Below are 15,485 nucleotides of genomic sequence, written 5' to 3'. Positions count from 1 at the left end.
TCAGCGCAAAGCGCGCTCGAGGTCCTCCAGAAGGTCGTCGATGTCCTCCAGTCCGACCGACAGCCGGACGACCTCCACGGGGACCGCGGCGTCGGTGCCGCGCACAGAGGCGTGCGTCATCGCGTCGGGGTAGTTGACGAGCGATTCCACCCCGCCCAGCGACTCGGCCAGCTGGAACACACGGGTGGACTCCGCGAAGCGCCGGGCTGCCGCTCCGGACCGCAGCGCCACGGAGACGATCCCGCCGAAGCCGCTCATCTGACGCGCCGCCAGGTCGTGTCCGGGATGGGACGGCAGGCCCGGGTAGTAGACGCGTGCGATGCCGGGGTGGGCGTCCAGGAACTCGGCCACGGTCCGGGCGTTCTCGCCGTGCTGACGCATCCGCACAAGCAGCGTCTTGATCCCGCGCGTCGTCAGCCAGGCGTCGAACGGGCCGGACACGGCGCCCACGGCATACTGCAGGAAGCCGATCTCCGCGGCGAGTTCGTCATCCCGCAGCACCACGGCCCCGCCCACGACATCGGAGTGTCCTCCGAGGTACTTGGTCGTGGAGTGGACGACCACGTCGGCGCCGAGGGTCAGCGGACGCTGGAGGGCCGGGGTCGCGAACGTGTTGTCGACCACGACCACCGATCCGGCGGCGTGGCCGATCTCCGCGAGGGCCGCGATGTCCGAGATCCGCAGCAGCGGGTTCGAAGGCGTCTCCACCCAGAGCACGCGCGGGGGCCGGGCGGCGACCGCGTCGCGCACGGCGTCGAGCGAGCTCATGTCGACGACCTGCACGGTCACGCCCCAGGCGCCGAGGACCCGCGACAGAAGCCGGAAGGTGCCGCCGTACACGTCGTCGCCGAGCAGCACGTGGTCGCCCGGCTTCAGCACCGCCCGGAGCAGGGTGTCCTCCGCGGCCAGCCCCGACGCGAAGGAGAAGGCGTGCGTGCCGTCCTCCAGCGCGGCGAGCTGGGCCTGGAGGGCGTCCCTGGTGGGGTTGCCGCTGCGCCCGTACTCGTATCCCTGGCGGAGCCCGCCGATCCCGTCCTGGACGAATGTGGTCGACAGGTGCAGGGGCGGGATCACGGCCCCGGTCTGCGGATCGGCGGCCTGGCCCGCGTGGACGGCGGCCGTGGCGGTGTGGCGGGAATCGATCGTCATGCGCGGTCTCCTTCGGTGTGCGCGGGATGCACGGCGAATCCGTGCCCGGTCATCCAGTCGTCGTCGAACACCCTGTCCAGGTAGCCGCGTCCGTGATCGGGGAGCAGCACGACGACGACGTCGTCGCTGGTCAGGCCCTCGGCCGCCCGCAGCGCGGCGACCACGGCCATGCCGCTGGAACCTCCGACCAGCAGGCCCTCTTCCCGGGCGAGGCGGCGTGTCATCGCGAACGCCTCAGCATCGGAGACCCGTTCGTACCGGTCGACGACCGAGGCGTCGAAGGTGTCCGGGAGGAAGTCCTCGCCCACCCCCTCGACAAGGTAGGGGTGGATCGGGCCACCGTCGGCGTAGATGGAGCCGTGGGGATCGGCGCCGATCACTTGCACCCGCCCGGCGCCGACCTCCTTCAGGTATCGGCCGGTTCCGCTGATGGTCCCCCCGGTTCCGATGCCGGCGACGAAATGCGTGATCCGGCCGTCGGTGTCGGACCAGATCTCCGGTCCGGTTGTCTCGTAGTGCGCCTGCGGGCCGTTCGGGTTCGCGAACTGGTTGGGGTGGAACGCCCCGGGGATCTCCCGGGCCAGTCGAGCGGCGACGGAGTAGTAGGACTCGGGATGGTCCGGCGGCACCGAGGCGGGCGTCACCACGACGTCGGCCCCGTAGGCGCGCAGCGTCGCGACCTTGGCGCCGTCGAACTTGTCCGGGACGACGAACACCATCCGGTAGCCGCGTTGGACGGCGATCAGCGCGAGTCCCACGCCCGTGTTGCCGCTCGTGGCCTCCACGATCGTCCCGCCCGGGCGGAGCAGCCCCTCGCGTTCCGCGGCGTCCACGATCGATCGCGCGATGCGGTCCTTGGCGGACCCGCCGGGATTGAAGTACTCCGCCTTGGCGAGGACGGTGGCGGACAGTCCCGCGGTCACGGCGGACAGTCGGACGAGGGGAGTGGCGCCGACGAGGTCGGCGACGTGGGCGGCGTAGCGCACGGTGGGTTCCTGAACGGACGGGGCGCAGGGGTTGCGCGAAGTGGTCTGAGGTCGTCGAAGAGGCGCGGAACGCGCTCAGGAACGACAACGACAGGTCAGGGCCACGGGGAGATGCTATCCCGACGCCGGCGATGTCGTCCTCCCCGCCGAAACAATCGCCGTAACAGAGAACGCCCCGGCGGCCGCGAGTCGCGTGGAGGGGGAAGTCCGACGGTCAGCGTCCGAGCTCAGGGCGTCCGGTAGACGGACTGCAGGTCGTCGCGGATCCAGTACGCGTCCTCGGTGCGCTGCGCGTCGCCGGTGAAGCCCGAGTCCGGGATCAGCAGGTAGCGATTCGGATCGGCGGAGTCGTTCCAGGTGGTGTCCACGGCATACCAGGCCCCGTCGATCTGCACCTTGTTCCAGGCATGCCGCCCGCCCGAGAGCACGGTTCCGCTGACGTAGACGGTGGGCACCCCCGCGGCGTTCATGAGGGCGCTGTAGGCGGTGGAGTATCCGCCGCAGACGACCGCGCCGTGTTCGATGACGCCGTCGACCCGCCAGGCGTAGGAGTAGGTGATGTCGCGCTCATCGTCGCTCGCCGCCAGCGCCGCACGGTCGTACTCCGTGTTCGCCGCGAGGAAGTCGTTCAGCGCGATGGCCTTGTCCCGCGGAGACATCCCCTCGGGCGCTACCGCCGCGACCGTCTGCTCGACCCAGTTCTTGGTGAGCTGCTGCAGACGCTCGCGCTCGGCGCTCTTCATGCTGTACTCCACGTGCACCACGCTCTTGTCGCCCTTCCAGCGGGTGTCGTACGAGTAGGTGCGCACCCCGAGAACGTACGGGTTCTGCCTCTCCGCCTCGAAGAACGCATCGGCGACCGTCTGCGCCCCCGGGGCGTTGGCGTACTCGGTCACGTCGATGTCTGCGGTCCCGTTGATCAAGTGGCCTGCGAGGAAGCGGACGAACTCATCGGATCCGTAGACCGGATAGTCGATCACCGCCGGCTCCGTCTTCGGCTTGACGTCCTCCTTGACCTGCTCCAGCGTCTTCACGATCGGTGCGGCGCCGCCCGTGGCGGGCGCCGCGGCGGCCGCTCGGGCGTTGTAGTCCGCCCGGAACGCCTCGGCGTCGAAGGACGGATCAGGGGTCACCAGTGTCGCCGTCCAGTCGAGCTTGGTGCCCATGCCCTGGATGTGGACGTCGATCGCACCGGGCACGTGCTGGGCGGGCACGACTCCGCCTTCGGGGATGACCGCTTGGGTCTCACGGATCTGTCCGTCCAGGCTCGTGAACGCGAAGCGGGTCGTCAGCGTCGGCAGTTCCTCCGGCCGGAAGATGTTCTGACCCATCGAGAACGTCGCCGTCTCGTACGGCAGTGTCTCCATGAGGGAGTTCGCATCCGCGTCGCCGATGCTCGAACGGTCGGTGCCGTTCGAGGCGATCACGCCCCAGCGATAGCCGGAGTGGACGAAGGACAGGGTGGACAGATCCCCGAGTCCGAGGATCGAGTCGGCGGACTGCCCGTCGAACAGCTCCAGATAGGAGTTCTGTCTGCTGGCACGGCCGAGCTGCTTCAGCTCGGCGCTGGACCAGGTGAGCTCGTCGGTCGTGCCGAGCACCTCGTACTGACGGAATCCGGTGCCATCGTCGCTCGAGGTCTGCTCGTGGCTGCCGACGACGATGTACTCCGTCGCCCCGGGCACCGGCGACCAGGAGAGCTGAAGGTCGCCGGTGGTGTCCTCCGAGTCGACCCGCACGCGAGGTGCGTCGATCGGGCTCGGCGCGGCGGAGAACTTCGTGACCACGGGGGTCTCGAGCGGCTCGCCGTGCTCGTCGACGTGTCGCACGAGGTAGTACTCCGGCTCGAGCCCCCAGGTCCCGTGGTCGGCGTCGTCGGACATCACATCGACCGACACCGTCTCGTCATCCACGCGTCGAAGCTCACGGCTCTCGCTCGGCCAGATCCGCAGGTCATCACCCGGCCTGCTCTGGCCGACGATGAGGTCAGCGCGCTTGGTGAGCGTCGGGTCGAGGAACACTTCGAACGCCCAGCCGACGTCGGTCGGCCCGGAGCCCCTCATCATCGTCTCCGCGTCGAAGTCGTACGAGGCGGGGAAGGTGAGCGGCTCGTCGCCATTGAGCCCGGTCAGGGGAGCGGTCACCGCGACGGCGCGGTCCTCGGCCTTCGTCGACTGCGTCGGCAGCGCGCTGCTCGGCGCACCGAGGCCACGCACCATCACGACCGCGACCGCGACCACCAGCGCGACGACGGCGACGGAGGCGATCCCGACGATGAGTCCGACCTTCTTCCGCCTCCGACGGGGCGCCGACGGCGCGTCTTCTGTGCGGGCGGGATCCTGCGCGGCGGGCGAAGGCCCGGACCCCGCGCCGGCAGGCTCGGGCGTGACCGAGGCTGCGGCCTGCGACATCGCGGCCGTTGCGGCATCCGCAGGGGGCGTCGCCGGGGCGGCCGGGTGCAGGTGATCCGTCCACTGCTGTCCGTCCCACCACCGCAGGCCACCGGAGCCGCCCGGATCCGAGTACCAGCCCGCTGCAGGTGTGGTCATCGTCGGCGGCCCCCTCCGTATCAGCGGGGTCCGCCCCCGCCGCGACGGGTTTCAATCTAGCAAACGGGCGAGGCCGATCCCGGCGGATGTGCCGAGACGCCACGAGGGCCTGACTTCCGCACGACCGTACGGAAGTCAGGCTCTCGAAGCAGGCCGTACGGAGGCTACACCCCGAAGTACAGCTCGTATCCGACTGTGATGCTCAGAAGCCTCCGAGCGCGGCGCCCTCGTCCGCGGCAGGCCCGACACGCGGGTCGACGCAGAAGGTGATGAGCCCGTGGATGACCGAGCGGCCGCGTGATCTGCCCTCGGCACGTCACACATCGGCGCGGGCGGCGACGGGCGGCAGCGGGGAGGCACCCCGGCGCAGCGCGGTCGACAACCTGATACCGATCACGCCCTGCAGCACGGCGCCCGCGATCATGAACGTGACCACGGGCTGCCAGCTGCCCGCGGAGACCGCCGCCCAGCCCGAGGCGAGCGGACCGACTCCGCCGAGCAGATATCCCACCACCTGGGTAAGCGAGGAGACCCGGGCGACCTGCGCGGGCTCGTCGCCGATCGACGACAGCAGCGCGAGGGCAAACGGGAACCCGCTCATCCCGATCCCGATCAGCACGGCCCATGCCTCAGGCGCGGCGGTCGGCGCGAGCAGGAGCCCGGCGGCACCCGACACGGCGCACGCGGTGGTGACGATCACGCCGACGACCCGCGAGGCGTGGCGACCGGCGGCGGGGACGATGAGCGCGGTGGCGGGCACGCCCACCGCCATCACGAGGCCGAGCATCAGCCCGGCTCGTCGTTCGTCGATGCCTCCCGCAGCCGCGATCTGCGGCAGCCAGCTGATGATGATGTAGCTGAGCATCGTCTGCAGGGCGAAGAACGCCAGCAGCGGGACAGTGCCGCGGGGCCAGCCGCGCGTCGTCGTCTCGGCAGCTCCTCCCGAGGCGGTCACGGCCGGATCGCCGACGCGACGCGGGGCCAGCAGCACCCAGAGCACGCCGGTGGCGAGCGCCGGCAGCGCCCAGAAAGCGAGGCTCGCCGTCGGTGCGCCGAGTCCCTCGGCCAGGGGCAGCGCCACGGCCGCAGCGATCGCCGCACCAAGCGCCATCGCGCTGGTGTACCCCGTGGTCGGGCCACGCCCGCGGTCGGCGAACCAGTCACGGATGATCGCGGGCAGCACGATATTGATCGCGGCGATTCCGGCCGCGGCGCAGATAGTCCCGATCAGAATGACCGTGCCGTGCGGAATCGCTCGCACGGCCAGACCTCCGGTGAGCAGTGTGAGCGCGATCCCGACGGTCGCGCGCACTCCCCGCCGCTGCAGCAGCGGAACCACACCGATACCGGCAAAAGCGAACAAGAAGACGGGCATGCTCGCGACGAGCGGCGCTGACAGGTCGGACAGCGCCCCGGTCGCGCGCAGCTCCCCGAGAAGCGGGCTGGCACCGGTGATGCCGAGGCGGAGATTGAGCCCCAGGCAGAGCACGAGGAGGAACGGGGCGATGGGCCCGTGACGGGACGACATGACTCACCAATCAGACGTTAGACGTTTAATGTTTGCGCCGTTGATATTATCGACGGATGACACTCCCCGCAATCCGCCGCACGAGCCTCGGCGACGAGGCGGCCTCGATGATCCGTGCGGAGATCCTTTCGGGCCGATGGGCCGTGGGCATGCGGATCCCGGCCGAACCGGAACTGATGTCGCAGCTCGGAGTGTCGCGCGGCACGCTCCGCGAGGCGCTGCGGTCGCTGCAGTACGCGGGCCTGCTCGAGATCCGCCGAGGCGACGGCACGTACGTCCGGTCACGCAGCGAGATCGGCACCGCGTTGGCTCACGCACAGCCGCCGCTGGAACAGGTCCTCGAGGCGCGTGCCGTCATCGAGCCCGAGCTCGCCGGCCTCGCGGCGCTGCGCGCCGACGACGCCGACATCGCTCGGATCCGTGCCGCATTGGAGGCGAAGCACGCGGCCGATGACGGTGAGTGGGCACGAGCCGATGCGGCGTTCCATGCGGCCGTCGCCGACGCCGCGCACAGCCCCGTGCTCGGAGAGGTGTATCAGGCACTCCTACCGCACCTCGAGGAGTCAATGCACCGCGCGCTGAACCGGGAGGGCTTCCGCCGTAGGGAGCCGCGCGGACACGACGACGTGCTGGCCGCGATCCAGCGCCGCGACGCGCAGGCGGCCCGCGAGAGCGCACGGGCGAATCTCATCGCGACCGAGAGCTGGGCGATCGACGCTCCGGAGCCCCCGGCGTGAGGCGCCCCGCGCCGAAGCCCGGCTTCGTCCTGCCACCGGAGGTCCCGAGACGACGCCGAGACGTCCGTGCGGACGACGGCACAGCCGCACTCGGCGCGTCGGTCGCCGACGGAGGCCGGCGGCTCGCGGTCGAGGGGCACGGTCCGGCGCGCCGATGATGCGCCTGCCGACCGGAAGGCAACGGACTCACCGATCCGGAGCCCGCCGCGGCTGAGGGGGACGGCGAGCTGCGCGTTTCGATCTCTTTCGTCAGCGCCCCTTCCGGGGTAGCCGACCCGGTGGCCGAGCCGAATGTACAGCGGGATCTTCCCCGTGCGTGCGGCGCCATGCGGCCTCGATGCGTGCGAGTGCGTTCCCCTGCGCAGCACGTGCAGGGGGACGCAGCAGACGTCGGAGAAGGTGGACATAGATGGACGCCGGTGGGTGGACAGGTCGACACGTCGGGTACGACAAAGCGCTCGGCTCCCTTGATTTCTCGCGGGAGCCGAGCGCTCACAGTGTCGTCAGCAGACGTCAGACTCCGAAGTAGAGCTCGAACTCGTACGGGTGCGGGCGCTGGGCCATCGGCAGGATCTCGTTGTTGTACTTGTAGTCGATCCAGGTCTGGATGAGCTCCTCCGTGAACACGCCGCCCTCGAGGAGGAAGTCGTGGTCGTTGCGGAGGGCCTCGAGCGAGTCCAGCAGCGAGTTCGGCACCTGCGGGATGTTCTTGGCCTCCTCCGGCGGGAGCTCGTACAGGTCCTTGTCGATCGGTTCGAGCGGTTCGATGCGGTTGCGGATTCCGTCCAGGCCGGCCATGAGCTGCGCCGCGAACGCGAGGTAGGGGTTGCCCGAGGCGTCCGGCACCCGGAACTCGATGCGCTTGGCCTTGGGGTTCGATCCCGTCAGCGGGATGCGGATCGCCGCCGAGCGGTTGCCCGCCGAGTACGCGAGGTTCACGGGGGCCTCGAAGTGCTTCACGAGACGGTGGTAGCTGTTCAGCGTGGGGTTGGTGAATGCGAGGACCGCGTGCGCGTGCGCGAGGAGGCCGCCGATGTACCAGCGCGCGGTGTCGCTGAGCTGGCCGTAGCCGTTCTCGTCGAAGAACAGCGGCTTCCCGTCGAGCCACAGCGACTGGTGCGTGTGCATGCCCGAGCCGTTGTCGCCGAAGAGCGGCTTCGGCATGAAGGTCACCGTCTTGTTCCACTCCTGCGCGGTGTTCTTGACGATGTACTTGAACTTCAGGATGTCGTCGGCCGCATGCACCATCGTGTCGAAGCGGTAGTTGATCTCCTGCTGCCCGGCCGTGCCGACCTCGTGGTGCGAACGCTCGAGCGCGAATCCGGCGTCGATGAGACGCAGCGTGATGTCGTCGCGCAGGTCGGCGGTCTTGTCGACGGGGGAGACGGGGAAGTACCCGCCCTTGAACGGCGTCTTGTTGCCGAGGTTGCCGCCTTCCTCCTCACGGCCGGAGTTCCAGGCGGCCTCCTCGGAGTCGACCTTGTAGAAGCTCTCCCCGGCCGTGACCGAGTACCGCACCTCGTCGAAGATGTAGAACTCCGCCTCGGGCGCGAAGTAGGCGGTGTCGGCGATGCCGGTCGACGCCAGGTACTGCTCGGCCTTCTTGGCGACCTGGCGCGGGTCCTTGCTGTAGATCTCGCCGGTGCGCGGGTTGTAGATGTCGAACACCATGACGAGGGTGCTCGCCTCGCGGAACGGGTCGATGTACGCGGTGGTGACGTCGGGGATCAGCTGCATATCCGACTCGTGGATGCTCGCGAACCCGCGGATGGAAGAACCGTCGAAGAGCTGGCCGTTGACGAAGAAGTCCTCGTCGACGGTCGAAGCCGGGATGTTGAAGTGCTGCTGCACGCCGGGCAGGTCGGTGAAACGGATGTCGAGGAACTTGACGTCGTTCTCGCGGATGTACGCAAGGACGTCTGCCGGATCGGTGAACATGCATCAACTCCTGAGGGAACGGGTGGGGCCGAGCGGCCTGTGAGCAGGCTACGGCGGCGGAATTTCCCGAGGGTGTCTGCCATGTTTCGGGCGTGTTACACGCCGTCGCCTAGGCTGGAGGAATGGCCGATCCTGTGCAGACCTACCCGGGTGAACGACTCGGTCTCCCCGCATCGGGCACCGGGAGCGTCGGCCGGATCGGGCGGCGGATCGCCGCACTCGCGATCGACTACGCCGCGGCGACCATCATCGCCATGGCCTTCTTCGGCTTCCGGCAGTTCGACCTCCCGCAGGAGGCGGGGCTGTCGCAGTTCGCGCCGCTCACGGTCTTCGCCGTGATGCAGATCCTCTTCATCCCGACGATCGGGGGGAGCCCCGGGCACCGCCTGGTGGGGCTCCGGCTCGTGATGCTCGGGGGCGGATGGACGGGCGTCTGGCGTCCGGTCGTCCGCACGCTCCTTCTTCTGCTGATCATCCCCGCCGTCGTCTGGGATCCGGATCAGCGCGGACTCCACGACAAGGCGGTGGGCACGGTCCTGATCCGGGCGTGACGCCGCGGGCGGCGGATGCTCCTGCGAACCTCTGGGGAATGCGTGAGCAGTGTCCTCAGGCGACGGGCGCGGCGCCTCGGTTCCGGCGGCGGAAGTCCTTCGGAGCCTTGCCGCCGAGGAAGGAACGGGCGGGGTCGATGACGAAGCCTTGCCGTAGCGCCTCGCGCCCGATGAGCATGCGGAAGCCCATCTCCGTGCGGTTGCTGAGCGTGACCTCGGCCGTCACGCGGCGCCCGACGAGGAGCAGGTCCAGGAGGACGACGACGCGGCGCTGCGCGTGGCCCGACGAGCTGCGGACGTCCCGCCGATCGAACACGGGGAGCTCGACCGGCACCAGCTCGTGAGCGCCCTGCCAGGGACGGACGTCGAAGCGGACCCACGGCTCGCCGTCGCGATCGAGCTCGCGGATGTGCTGGGCGTGCAGCGAGGAGCTGCGCGCGCCGGTGTCGATCTTCGCCTTGATCCACGGGACGCCGACGTCCGGCAGGCTCACCCACTCGCGCCACCCCGTGAGGGTGGTTGAATGAGATGACCGATCCACAACGTCCATCCTGGCAGGAAATCTCAGTGAAGCTCGCCGTGCTCTCGCGCGCCCCTCAGGCCTATTCCACCCAGCGCCTCCGCGCCGCAGCCCTGCAGCGCGGACATCAGGTGAAGGTGCTCAACACCCTGAGATTCGCGATCGATCTGACCTCGGACGAACCGGACCTGCACTACCGGGGAAGGCCGCTCAGCGACTACGACGCGATCCTGCCGCGGATCGGGAACTCCATCACCTACTTCGGCACGGCGGTGGTCCGTCAGTTCGAGCAGATGGACGTGTACACGCCGAACACCGCCAACGGCATCTCCAGTGCCCGGGACAAGCTCCGGGCCAACCAGATCCTCTCCCGCCACAACATCTCCATGCCCGCCACCGCGTTCGTGCGCAACCGCGCGGACGTCCGCCCGGCGATCGAGCGCGTGGGCGGGGCGCCCGTCGTCATCAAGCTGCTGGAGGGGACCCAGGGCATCGGCGTCATCCTCGCCCCGCAGGTCAAGGTCGCCGAGGCGATCATCGAGACGCTTCACTCGACCAAGCAGAACGTACTGATCCAGAAGTTCATCGCGGAGAGCCGTGGGCGCGACATCCGTGCGCTGGTGGTGGGCGACCGGGTCGTCGCGGCGATGCGCCGGGTGGCCAACGGGGACGAGTTCCGCTCCAACGTGCATCGGGGAGGGACCGTGGAGCCGGTCACGCTGGACCCCGTCTACGAGCAGACCGCCGTCCGGTCCGCGCAGATCATGGGCCTGCGCGTGGCGGGCGTGGACATGCTGGAGGGCGAGCACGGGCCGCTCGTCATGGAGGTCAACTCCTCGCCGGGTCTGCAGGGGATCGAGGCGGCCACGAATCTCGACGTGGCGGGTGCGATCATCGACTACATCGCCGGGCAGGTCGCGTTCCCCGAGATCGACGTCCGGCAGCGGCTGACCGTCTCGACCGGGTACGGCGTCGCCGAGCTGCTCGTGCACGGCGGTGCCGACCTCGTCGGGAAGACGCTCGGAGAGTCCGGGCTGTGGGAGCGCGACATCACCGTGCTCACCCTGCATCGCGGGGTCTCGGTCATCCCCAACCCGCGAAAGCACCAGGTACTGGAGGCCGAGGACCGGCTGCTGTGCTTCGGCAAGCTGGATGAGATGCGCTCGATGATCCCCGAGCGTCGGCGTCGGCGCGCCAAGGTGCGCAAGCTCCCCAAGGAGCCCCTGCCGCCCGTCTCATAGGCGGAGACGCAGAAGCCCCGGCGCTCACGGAGCGGCCGGGGCTTCTGGGTTCGGGGGTCCGGGTCAGCGCGGACGAGGGGCGCGCGCCTTGAGCGGGTCGATGCCCTTCGGGATCGGAAGCGAGGACAACGACTGCGACACCGATTCCAGCCGCTTGATCACCGCCGCCATCGTCGCCTTGTCGATCGCCTTGGGGAGCTTCTTGATTGTCTTGGTGAGCTGGTCGATCGGGACCTCGTCCTCGCCGTGGCCCAGGTAGTACACGTTCACCGGGACGCCCTGGGCGACGCGCAGCGCCTTCGTGCGCTCCTCCTTGACCAGACGCGTGAGCCGTCCGCGAGCGCCTTCGCCCACCACGACGATGCCGCCGCGTCCGACCGCGCGGTACACCGCCTCCTGCGTCTTGGGGTTGACGCCGACGGGGGTGTCGGACGCCTGCCAGTTGCGCCCGAGGCTCGTGCTCAGCACGTGTCCGGCCGCCCCCGGCATGCCGTCGATCTTCTTGTACATCGCGCTCGTCGACAGCCGTGTCATGGTGAACATCGCACCGAGCACGCCGACCATCAGACCCGTGATGGCCCAGAGGATCAACGACCAGATCTGGAAGGGCGGGATGAGATAGCCCACGATCAGCCCGACGAGCACGCCGGCGATCAGGATGGCGATGAGCAGCCACGGCAGCCAGGAGTACTCCTCCCGCGTGAAGCGGTAGAGCGACTTGATCTGGGAGAAGAAGCCCGGACGCTTCTCCGGCTGAGGACGACGATTTGCCATGCCTTCCAGCCTACCGATTCCGTCCGCCGGATCCTGCCCGTCTCGCGACGGGCGAACACGTCACCGTCGTCCTCCCCGAAGGACCGTCCACGCCGGGTTGTGCACCGATCGTGCCGGCGGGGGACCTACGGGACCCGGGGTCGGCTCAGATGGGCACATGAGTCATCTCCGAGACGGCGAGCCCGAGGCGCTGCACCGGGCCCATCGCACCGTTCGCACCCTGAACCCCGGCGAGGGTCCCTTTCCCGGGCGCCTGGTCACGGACGCTCGGGAGGAGGTCCGGGTCTGCACGGACGCGGCGGGGCTCGTGGGATGGTCGGGGTGGCGATACGCCGGCGCCGAGCACATCGTCGGCCCGGTCGATCTCGTGCGCCGGTCAGACAGTCATGACGTGCTCCTGCCGTGGTGCGTGCAGACGGTGGAGCAGGCGCTGCGCATGCGACGGGCGGGGGAAGCGCCGCTCGCCGCCGGCGAGACGACGACGCTGGTCGCGAGCGTGCTGCGCGGGCTCGTCGAAGCGGGCGAGGACACGCTGTCGGGCGGATGGTGGCTGACAGCGGACGGGCGCCCGATGTTCGTGATCGGTCGGGGGTCCTCCATCGAGGAGGCGACGCGCGGCATCATCGATGCGCTCGCCTCGCAGGCGCGTGACCGTGCGCTCGGCCGCCTCCTCCAGCGGATCGGCGAAGGTCTCGGCGATGATCGGCGCCGCCTGCCGCACCGTGCCGGCGGGTGGGAGCGGGAGCTGCTGGAGATTGCTGCGCCGAAGCCGCTCGGCGGCGCGGGTGACTGCGGCGTCGGTGTCGGCGCCGCAGTCCCGCAGTCGCCGACACCGGCACGGGTGCGCGACCTCCGGCGGGTCGTGGAAGAGGATGCCCGCGCGCGATCCCTTGTCGCGGAGGACCACGCCCTCCCGACCCGGTCATGTCGTCCGCGGCTCCGCTTCCTGCGGCGAGCGTCGGACGACCTCGGCGCGGGAACCTGGTCCGCGCGGAGGGGGAGCAGTGTGTCGCCGATGCGCCCCGGCGACGTCCTGCGAGCGGTCGGTGCACGGATGTCGAGCGCGCTCGGGAGGCTGCGGCGGCCGCGGACGGCGGTCGCGTCGGCCCCGGAACGGCGATGGCGCCGACCGGTGCTCGCGGCCGCCGTGGTCGCCGTGGCCGTGTCGGCGGCCGGGATGCTGTGGCCGAGCGCGCCCTCTGTCGGAGGGACGGAGCCGCCCCCGGAGGCGTCGACGCCGAGCGGGAACGCGGGGATTTCGGTCCCGGGGGCATCGCCCGCCGCAGATGCCGAGAAGAGTCTCGTCGTCGCCTCGCCGAGCCCGATGCCGGAGGAGACGGCCTCGCCTCTCGGCGCGGTCCCTGCGCTTCTGAGCGCAGCGGAGGCCTGTGAGGCGACGGAGCAGGCGGACGCCTGCGCAGGGGCCTGGGTCCCCGAGCTCCGGGACACGGGGAGCCCAGGAACCGGCAGGGCGATCGCCGTGGACGGCGACGCCGTGCTCATCGAGGACTACGGCGATGTCGCCGCCGTCCGGCTCGATCGCGAGGGAGGCGCTTCGCAGATGCTCGTCCTCGTGCGCACAGACGACGGATGGCGGATCCGCGACGCCTACGACGTCGGGGATCCGCCATCCGAAGAGGCTGGACCGGAGGGTCAGACTCCGAGCTGAGCCGAGAAGTCCGCCGCCTCGAGGCGAGCCTTGACCGCGCCGAGGAAGCGCGCCGCGTCGGCGCCGTCGATGATCCGGTGGTCGTACGAGATCGCCAGGAACACGTAGGAGCGCACGGCGATCGCGTCCACGCCGTCCACCGTCACGACGCCGGGGCGCTTGAACACGGTGCCGGTGCCGAGGATCGCGGACTGCGGGAGGAACACCAGCGGGGTGTCGAAGAGCGCGCCGCGCGAGCCGGTGTTCGTCACCGTGAAGGTGCCGCCGGCCAGCTCGTCGGGCTTCAGCTTGTTGTCGCGCGTACGGGCCGCGAGATCCGCGATCTCGTGGGCGAGCTGGGCGAGGTTCTTCGACGCCGCGTCACGGACGACCGGCGTGAGCAGTCCGCGCTCGGTGTCGACCGCGATCGAGATGTTCTCGGTGGCCGGGTAGACGATGTTGTCGCCGTCGACCGTCGCGTTGATGATCGGGAACGACTGCAGGGCCTCCGCAGCGGCGAGCGTGAAGAAGGGCAGGAACGACAGCTTGTCGCCCGTCTTCTGCTGGAAGGTGCCCTTCACGCTGTCGCGGTAGGCGGCCAGCGCGGTGACGTCGACCTCGACGAAGGTCGTCAACTGCGCCGTCTGCTGCATGGACGCGACGGCGCGCTCGACGACCACCTTCCGCAGGCGGGTCATCTTCTGCGTCGTGCCGCGCAGCGGCGAGACCTCGCGCGGCGCCGGTGCTGCTGCCGCGGGTGCTGCGGCGGCGGCCGGGGCGCTCTGGGCGGCGTTGAGCACGTCCTCCTTGCGGATGCGCCCGCCGACACCGGTCCCGGTGACGGTGGCGAGGTCCACACCCTGCTGGGCGGCCAGACGGCGCACGAGCGGGGTGACGTAGAGCTTCTCTCCGTCGGCGTCGGCAGTTGCCGCGGGGGCGGCAGGTGCGGTCTGCGGTGCCGGAGCGGCAGGAGCCGCCTGCGGGGCGGGAGCCGCGGGGGCGGCCTGCGGTGCCGGAGCAGCCGGAGCCGCCTGCGGTGCCGGAGCAGCCTGCGGGGCGGGGGCCACCGGAGCCGCCTGTGGGGCGGGCGTCTCGGGAGCGGCCTGCGGAGCCGGGGCAGCCTCGGCGGCGGGGGCTGCGGGTGCACCGCTGCCGACGCGGGCGAGGACGGCGCCGACCTCGACGGTCTCGTCCTCGGCGGCGAGGATCTCCTGCAGCACGCCGGCGACCGGCGAGGGGATCTCGGTGTCTACCTTGTCGGTGGAGATCTCCAGCAGGGCCTCATCGACCTCGACCGTGTCGCCGACCTGCTTGAGCCAGCGCGTGACCGTGCCCTCCGTGACGCTCTCGCCGAGCTCCGGGAGGCGTACGTCCGTCGCATCGCCGGCAGGGGCCGCGGCGGCAGGCGCCTCCGCGGCGGGAGCCTCCTGTGCGGGCGCGGCCTGCTCAGGCGCGGCCTGCTCGGGTGCCACCGCCTCGGCCACTTCCGTTGCGGACTCGGCCTCGGCGGGGGCGGCCGCGGGCGCGTCGTCCGAGGAGGAAGCCCCGGAACCGTCGCCGATACGGGCGAGGACGGCGCCGACTTCGACGGTCTCGTCCTCGGCGGCGAGGATCTCCTCGAGCACGCCGGACACCGGCGAGGGGATCTCGGTGTCGACCTTGTCGGTCGAGATCTCCAGCAGCCCCTCGTCGGCCTGCACGGTGTCGCCGACCTGCTTGAGCCAGCGGGTCACCGTACCCTCGGTGACGCTCTCTCCGAGAGCGGGGAGGACCACGGATGTGCTCATGACGGGATCTCCTTCAGGAAGTTCGTGATGGTGTTCAGCTTAGTGGCCGTCGCGTCGCTCCGGCCGGTCAAGATTTC

Annotated in this window: 12 protein-coding genes; 4 read left to right on the top strand and 8 right to left on the bottom strand. The window is 70.3% G+C overall.

What is annotated here, in order from left to right; all coding sequences use genetic code 11:
• From V6R91_RS18215 to V6R91_RS18200, 4 genes are all read right to left on the bottom strand, one after another.
• Positions 1-1,149 carry a cystathionine gamma-synthase gene (locus tag V6R91_RS18215; protein WP_336396327.1) on the bottom strand — a complete coding sequence of 383 codons (1,149 nt, stop codon included), beginning with the start codon at positions 1,147-1,149 and terminating at the stop codon, positions 1-3.
• A complete protein-coding gene (locus tag V6R91_RS18210) occupies positions 1,146-2,135 on the bottom strand; it encodes a PLP-dependent cysteine synthase family protein (protein WP_336396326.1) in 990 nt (329 codons plus the stop codon). The genes V6R91_RS18215 and V6R91_RS18210 overlap by 4 nt, the downstream gene beginning before the upstream one ends.
• 227 nt (positions 2,136-2,362) lie before the next feature.
• Entirely contained in the window at positions 2,363-4,684 is a 2,322-nt protein-coding gene (locus V6R91_RS18205; RefSeq protein WP_336396325.1) for a DUF2510 domain-containing protein, read from the bottom strand.
• A 316-nt stretch (positions 4,685-5,000) separates the two neighbouring features.
• The gene (locus V6R91_RS18200; protein ID WP_336396324.1) at positions 5,001-6,212 is read right to left on the bottom strand and encodes an MFS transporter; all 1,212 of its coding nucleotides are present in this window, start codon (positions 6,210-6,212) and stop codon (positions 5,001-5,003) included.
• A gap of 56 nt (positions 6,213-6,268) precedes the next feature.
• On the opposite strand from V6R91_RS18200, the gene V6R91_RS18195 reads away from it, so the two are divergent.
• The gene (locus tag V6R91_RS18195; RefSeq protein ID WP_336396323.1) at positions 6,269-6,949 is read left to right on the top strand and encodes a FadR/GntR family transcriptional regulator; all 681 of its coding nucleotides are present in this window, start codon (positions 6,269-6,271) and stop codon (positions 6,947-6,949) included.
• Between the two features lie 513 nt (positions 6,950-7,462).
• Here V6R91_RS18195 and glnA read toward each other — a convergent pair.
• A complete protein-coding gene (gene glnA, locus V6R91_RS18190) occupies positions 7,463-8,887 on the bottom strand; it encodes a type I glutamate--ammonia ligase (RefSeq protein ID WP_067243198.1) in 1,425 nt (474 codons plus the stop codon).
• A 122-nt stretch (positions 8,888-9,009) separates the two neighbouring features.
• Here glnA and V6R91_RS18185 point away from each other — a divergent pair, with 122 nt between their 5' ends.
• Positions 9,010-9,438, top strand: coding sequence for an RDD family protein (locus V6R91_RS18185; RefSeq protein WP_271061423.1), 429 nt, complete (start codon positions 9,010-9,012; stop codon positions 9,436-9,438).
• A gap of 55 nt (positions 9,439-9,493) precedes the next feature.
• On the opposite strand, the gene V6R91_RS18180 is transcribed toward V6R91_RS18185, so the two are convergent.
• The gene (locus V6R91_RS18180; RefSeq protein ID WP_336396322.1) at positions 9,494-9,988 is read right to left on the bottom strand and encodes an ATP-dependent zinc protease family protein; all 495 of its coding nucleotides are present in this window, start codon (positions 9,986-9,988) and stop codon (positions 9,494-9,496) included.
• A 17-nt stretch (positions 9,989-10,005) separates the two neighbouring features.
• Between V6R91_RS18180 and V6R91_RS18175 the strand changes: the two genes are divergently transcribed.
• Entirely contained in the window at positions 10,006-11,199 is a 1,194-nt protein-coding gene (locus V6R91_RS18175; RefSeq protein WP_271061421.1) for a RimK family alpha-L-glutamate ligase, read from the top strand.
• Between the two features lie 63 nt (positions 11,200-11,262).
• Here the strand turns inward: V6R91_RS18175 and V6R91_RS18170 are convergent, their stop codons facing one another.
• A complete protein-coding gene (locus V6R91_RS18170; RefSeq protein WP_067243202.1) occupies positions 11,263-11,973 on the bottom strand; it encodes a DUF4191 family protein in 711 nt (236 codons plus the stop codon).
• Positions 11,974-12,130: 157 nt separating this feature from the next.
• On the opposite strand from V6R91_RS18170, the gene V6R91_RS18165 reads away from it, so the two are divergent.
• Complete coding sequence (locus tag V6R91_RS18165; RefSeq protein ID WP_336396321.1) at positions 12,131-13,642, top strand: hypothetical protein; 1,512 nt, start codon at positions 12,131-12,133, stop codon at positions 13,640-13,642.
• On the opposite strand, the gene sucB is transcribed toward V6R91_RS18165, so the two are convergent.
• Entirely contained in the window at positions 13,627-15,408 is a 1,782-nt protein-coding gene (gene sucB / locus V6R91_RS18160) for a 2-oxoglutarate dehydrogenase, E2 component, dihydrolipoamide succinyltransferase (protein WP_336396320.1), read from the bottom strand. The two genes, V6R91_RS18165 and sucB, sit on opposite strands and share 16 nt — an antisense overlap.
• Positions 15,409-15,485 lie beyond the last annotated feature (77 nt).

The sequence above is a fragment of the Microbacterium sp. CCNWLW41 genome, assembly GCF_037083505.1.
The sequence above is the reverse complement of the archived record's forward strand: the minus strand, read 5'-3'. Positions and strand labels throughout refer to the sequence as shown.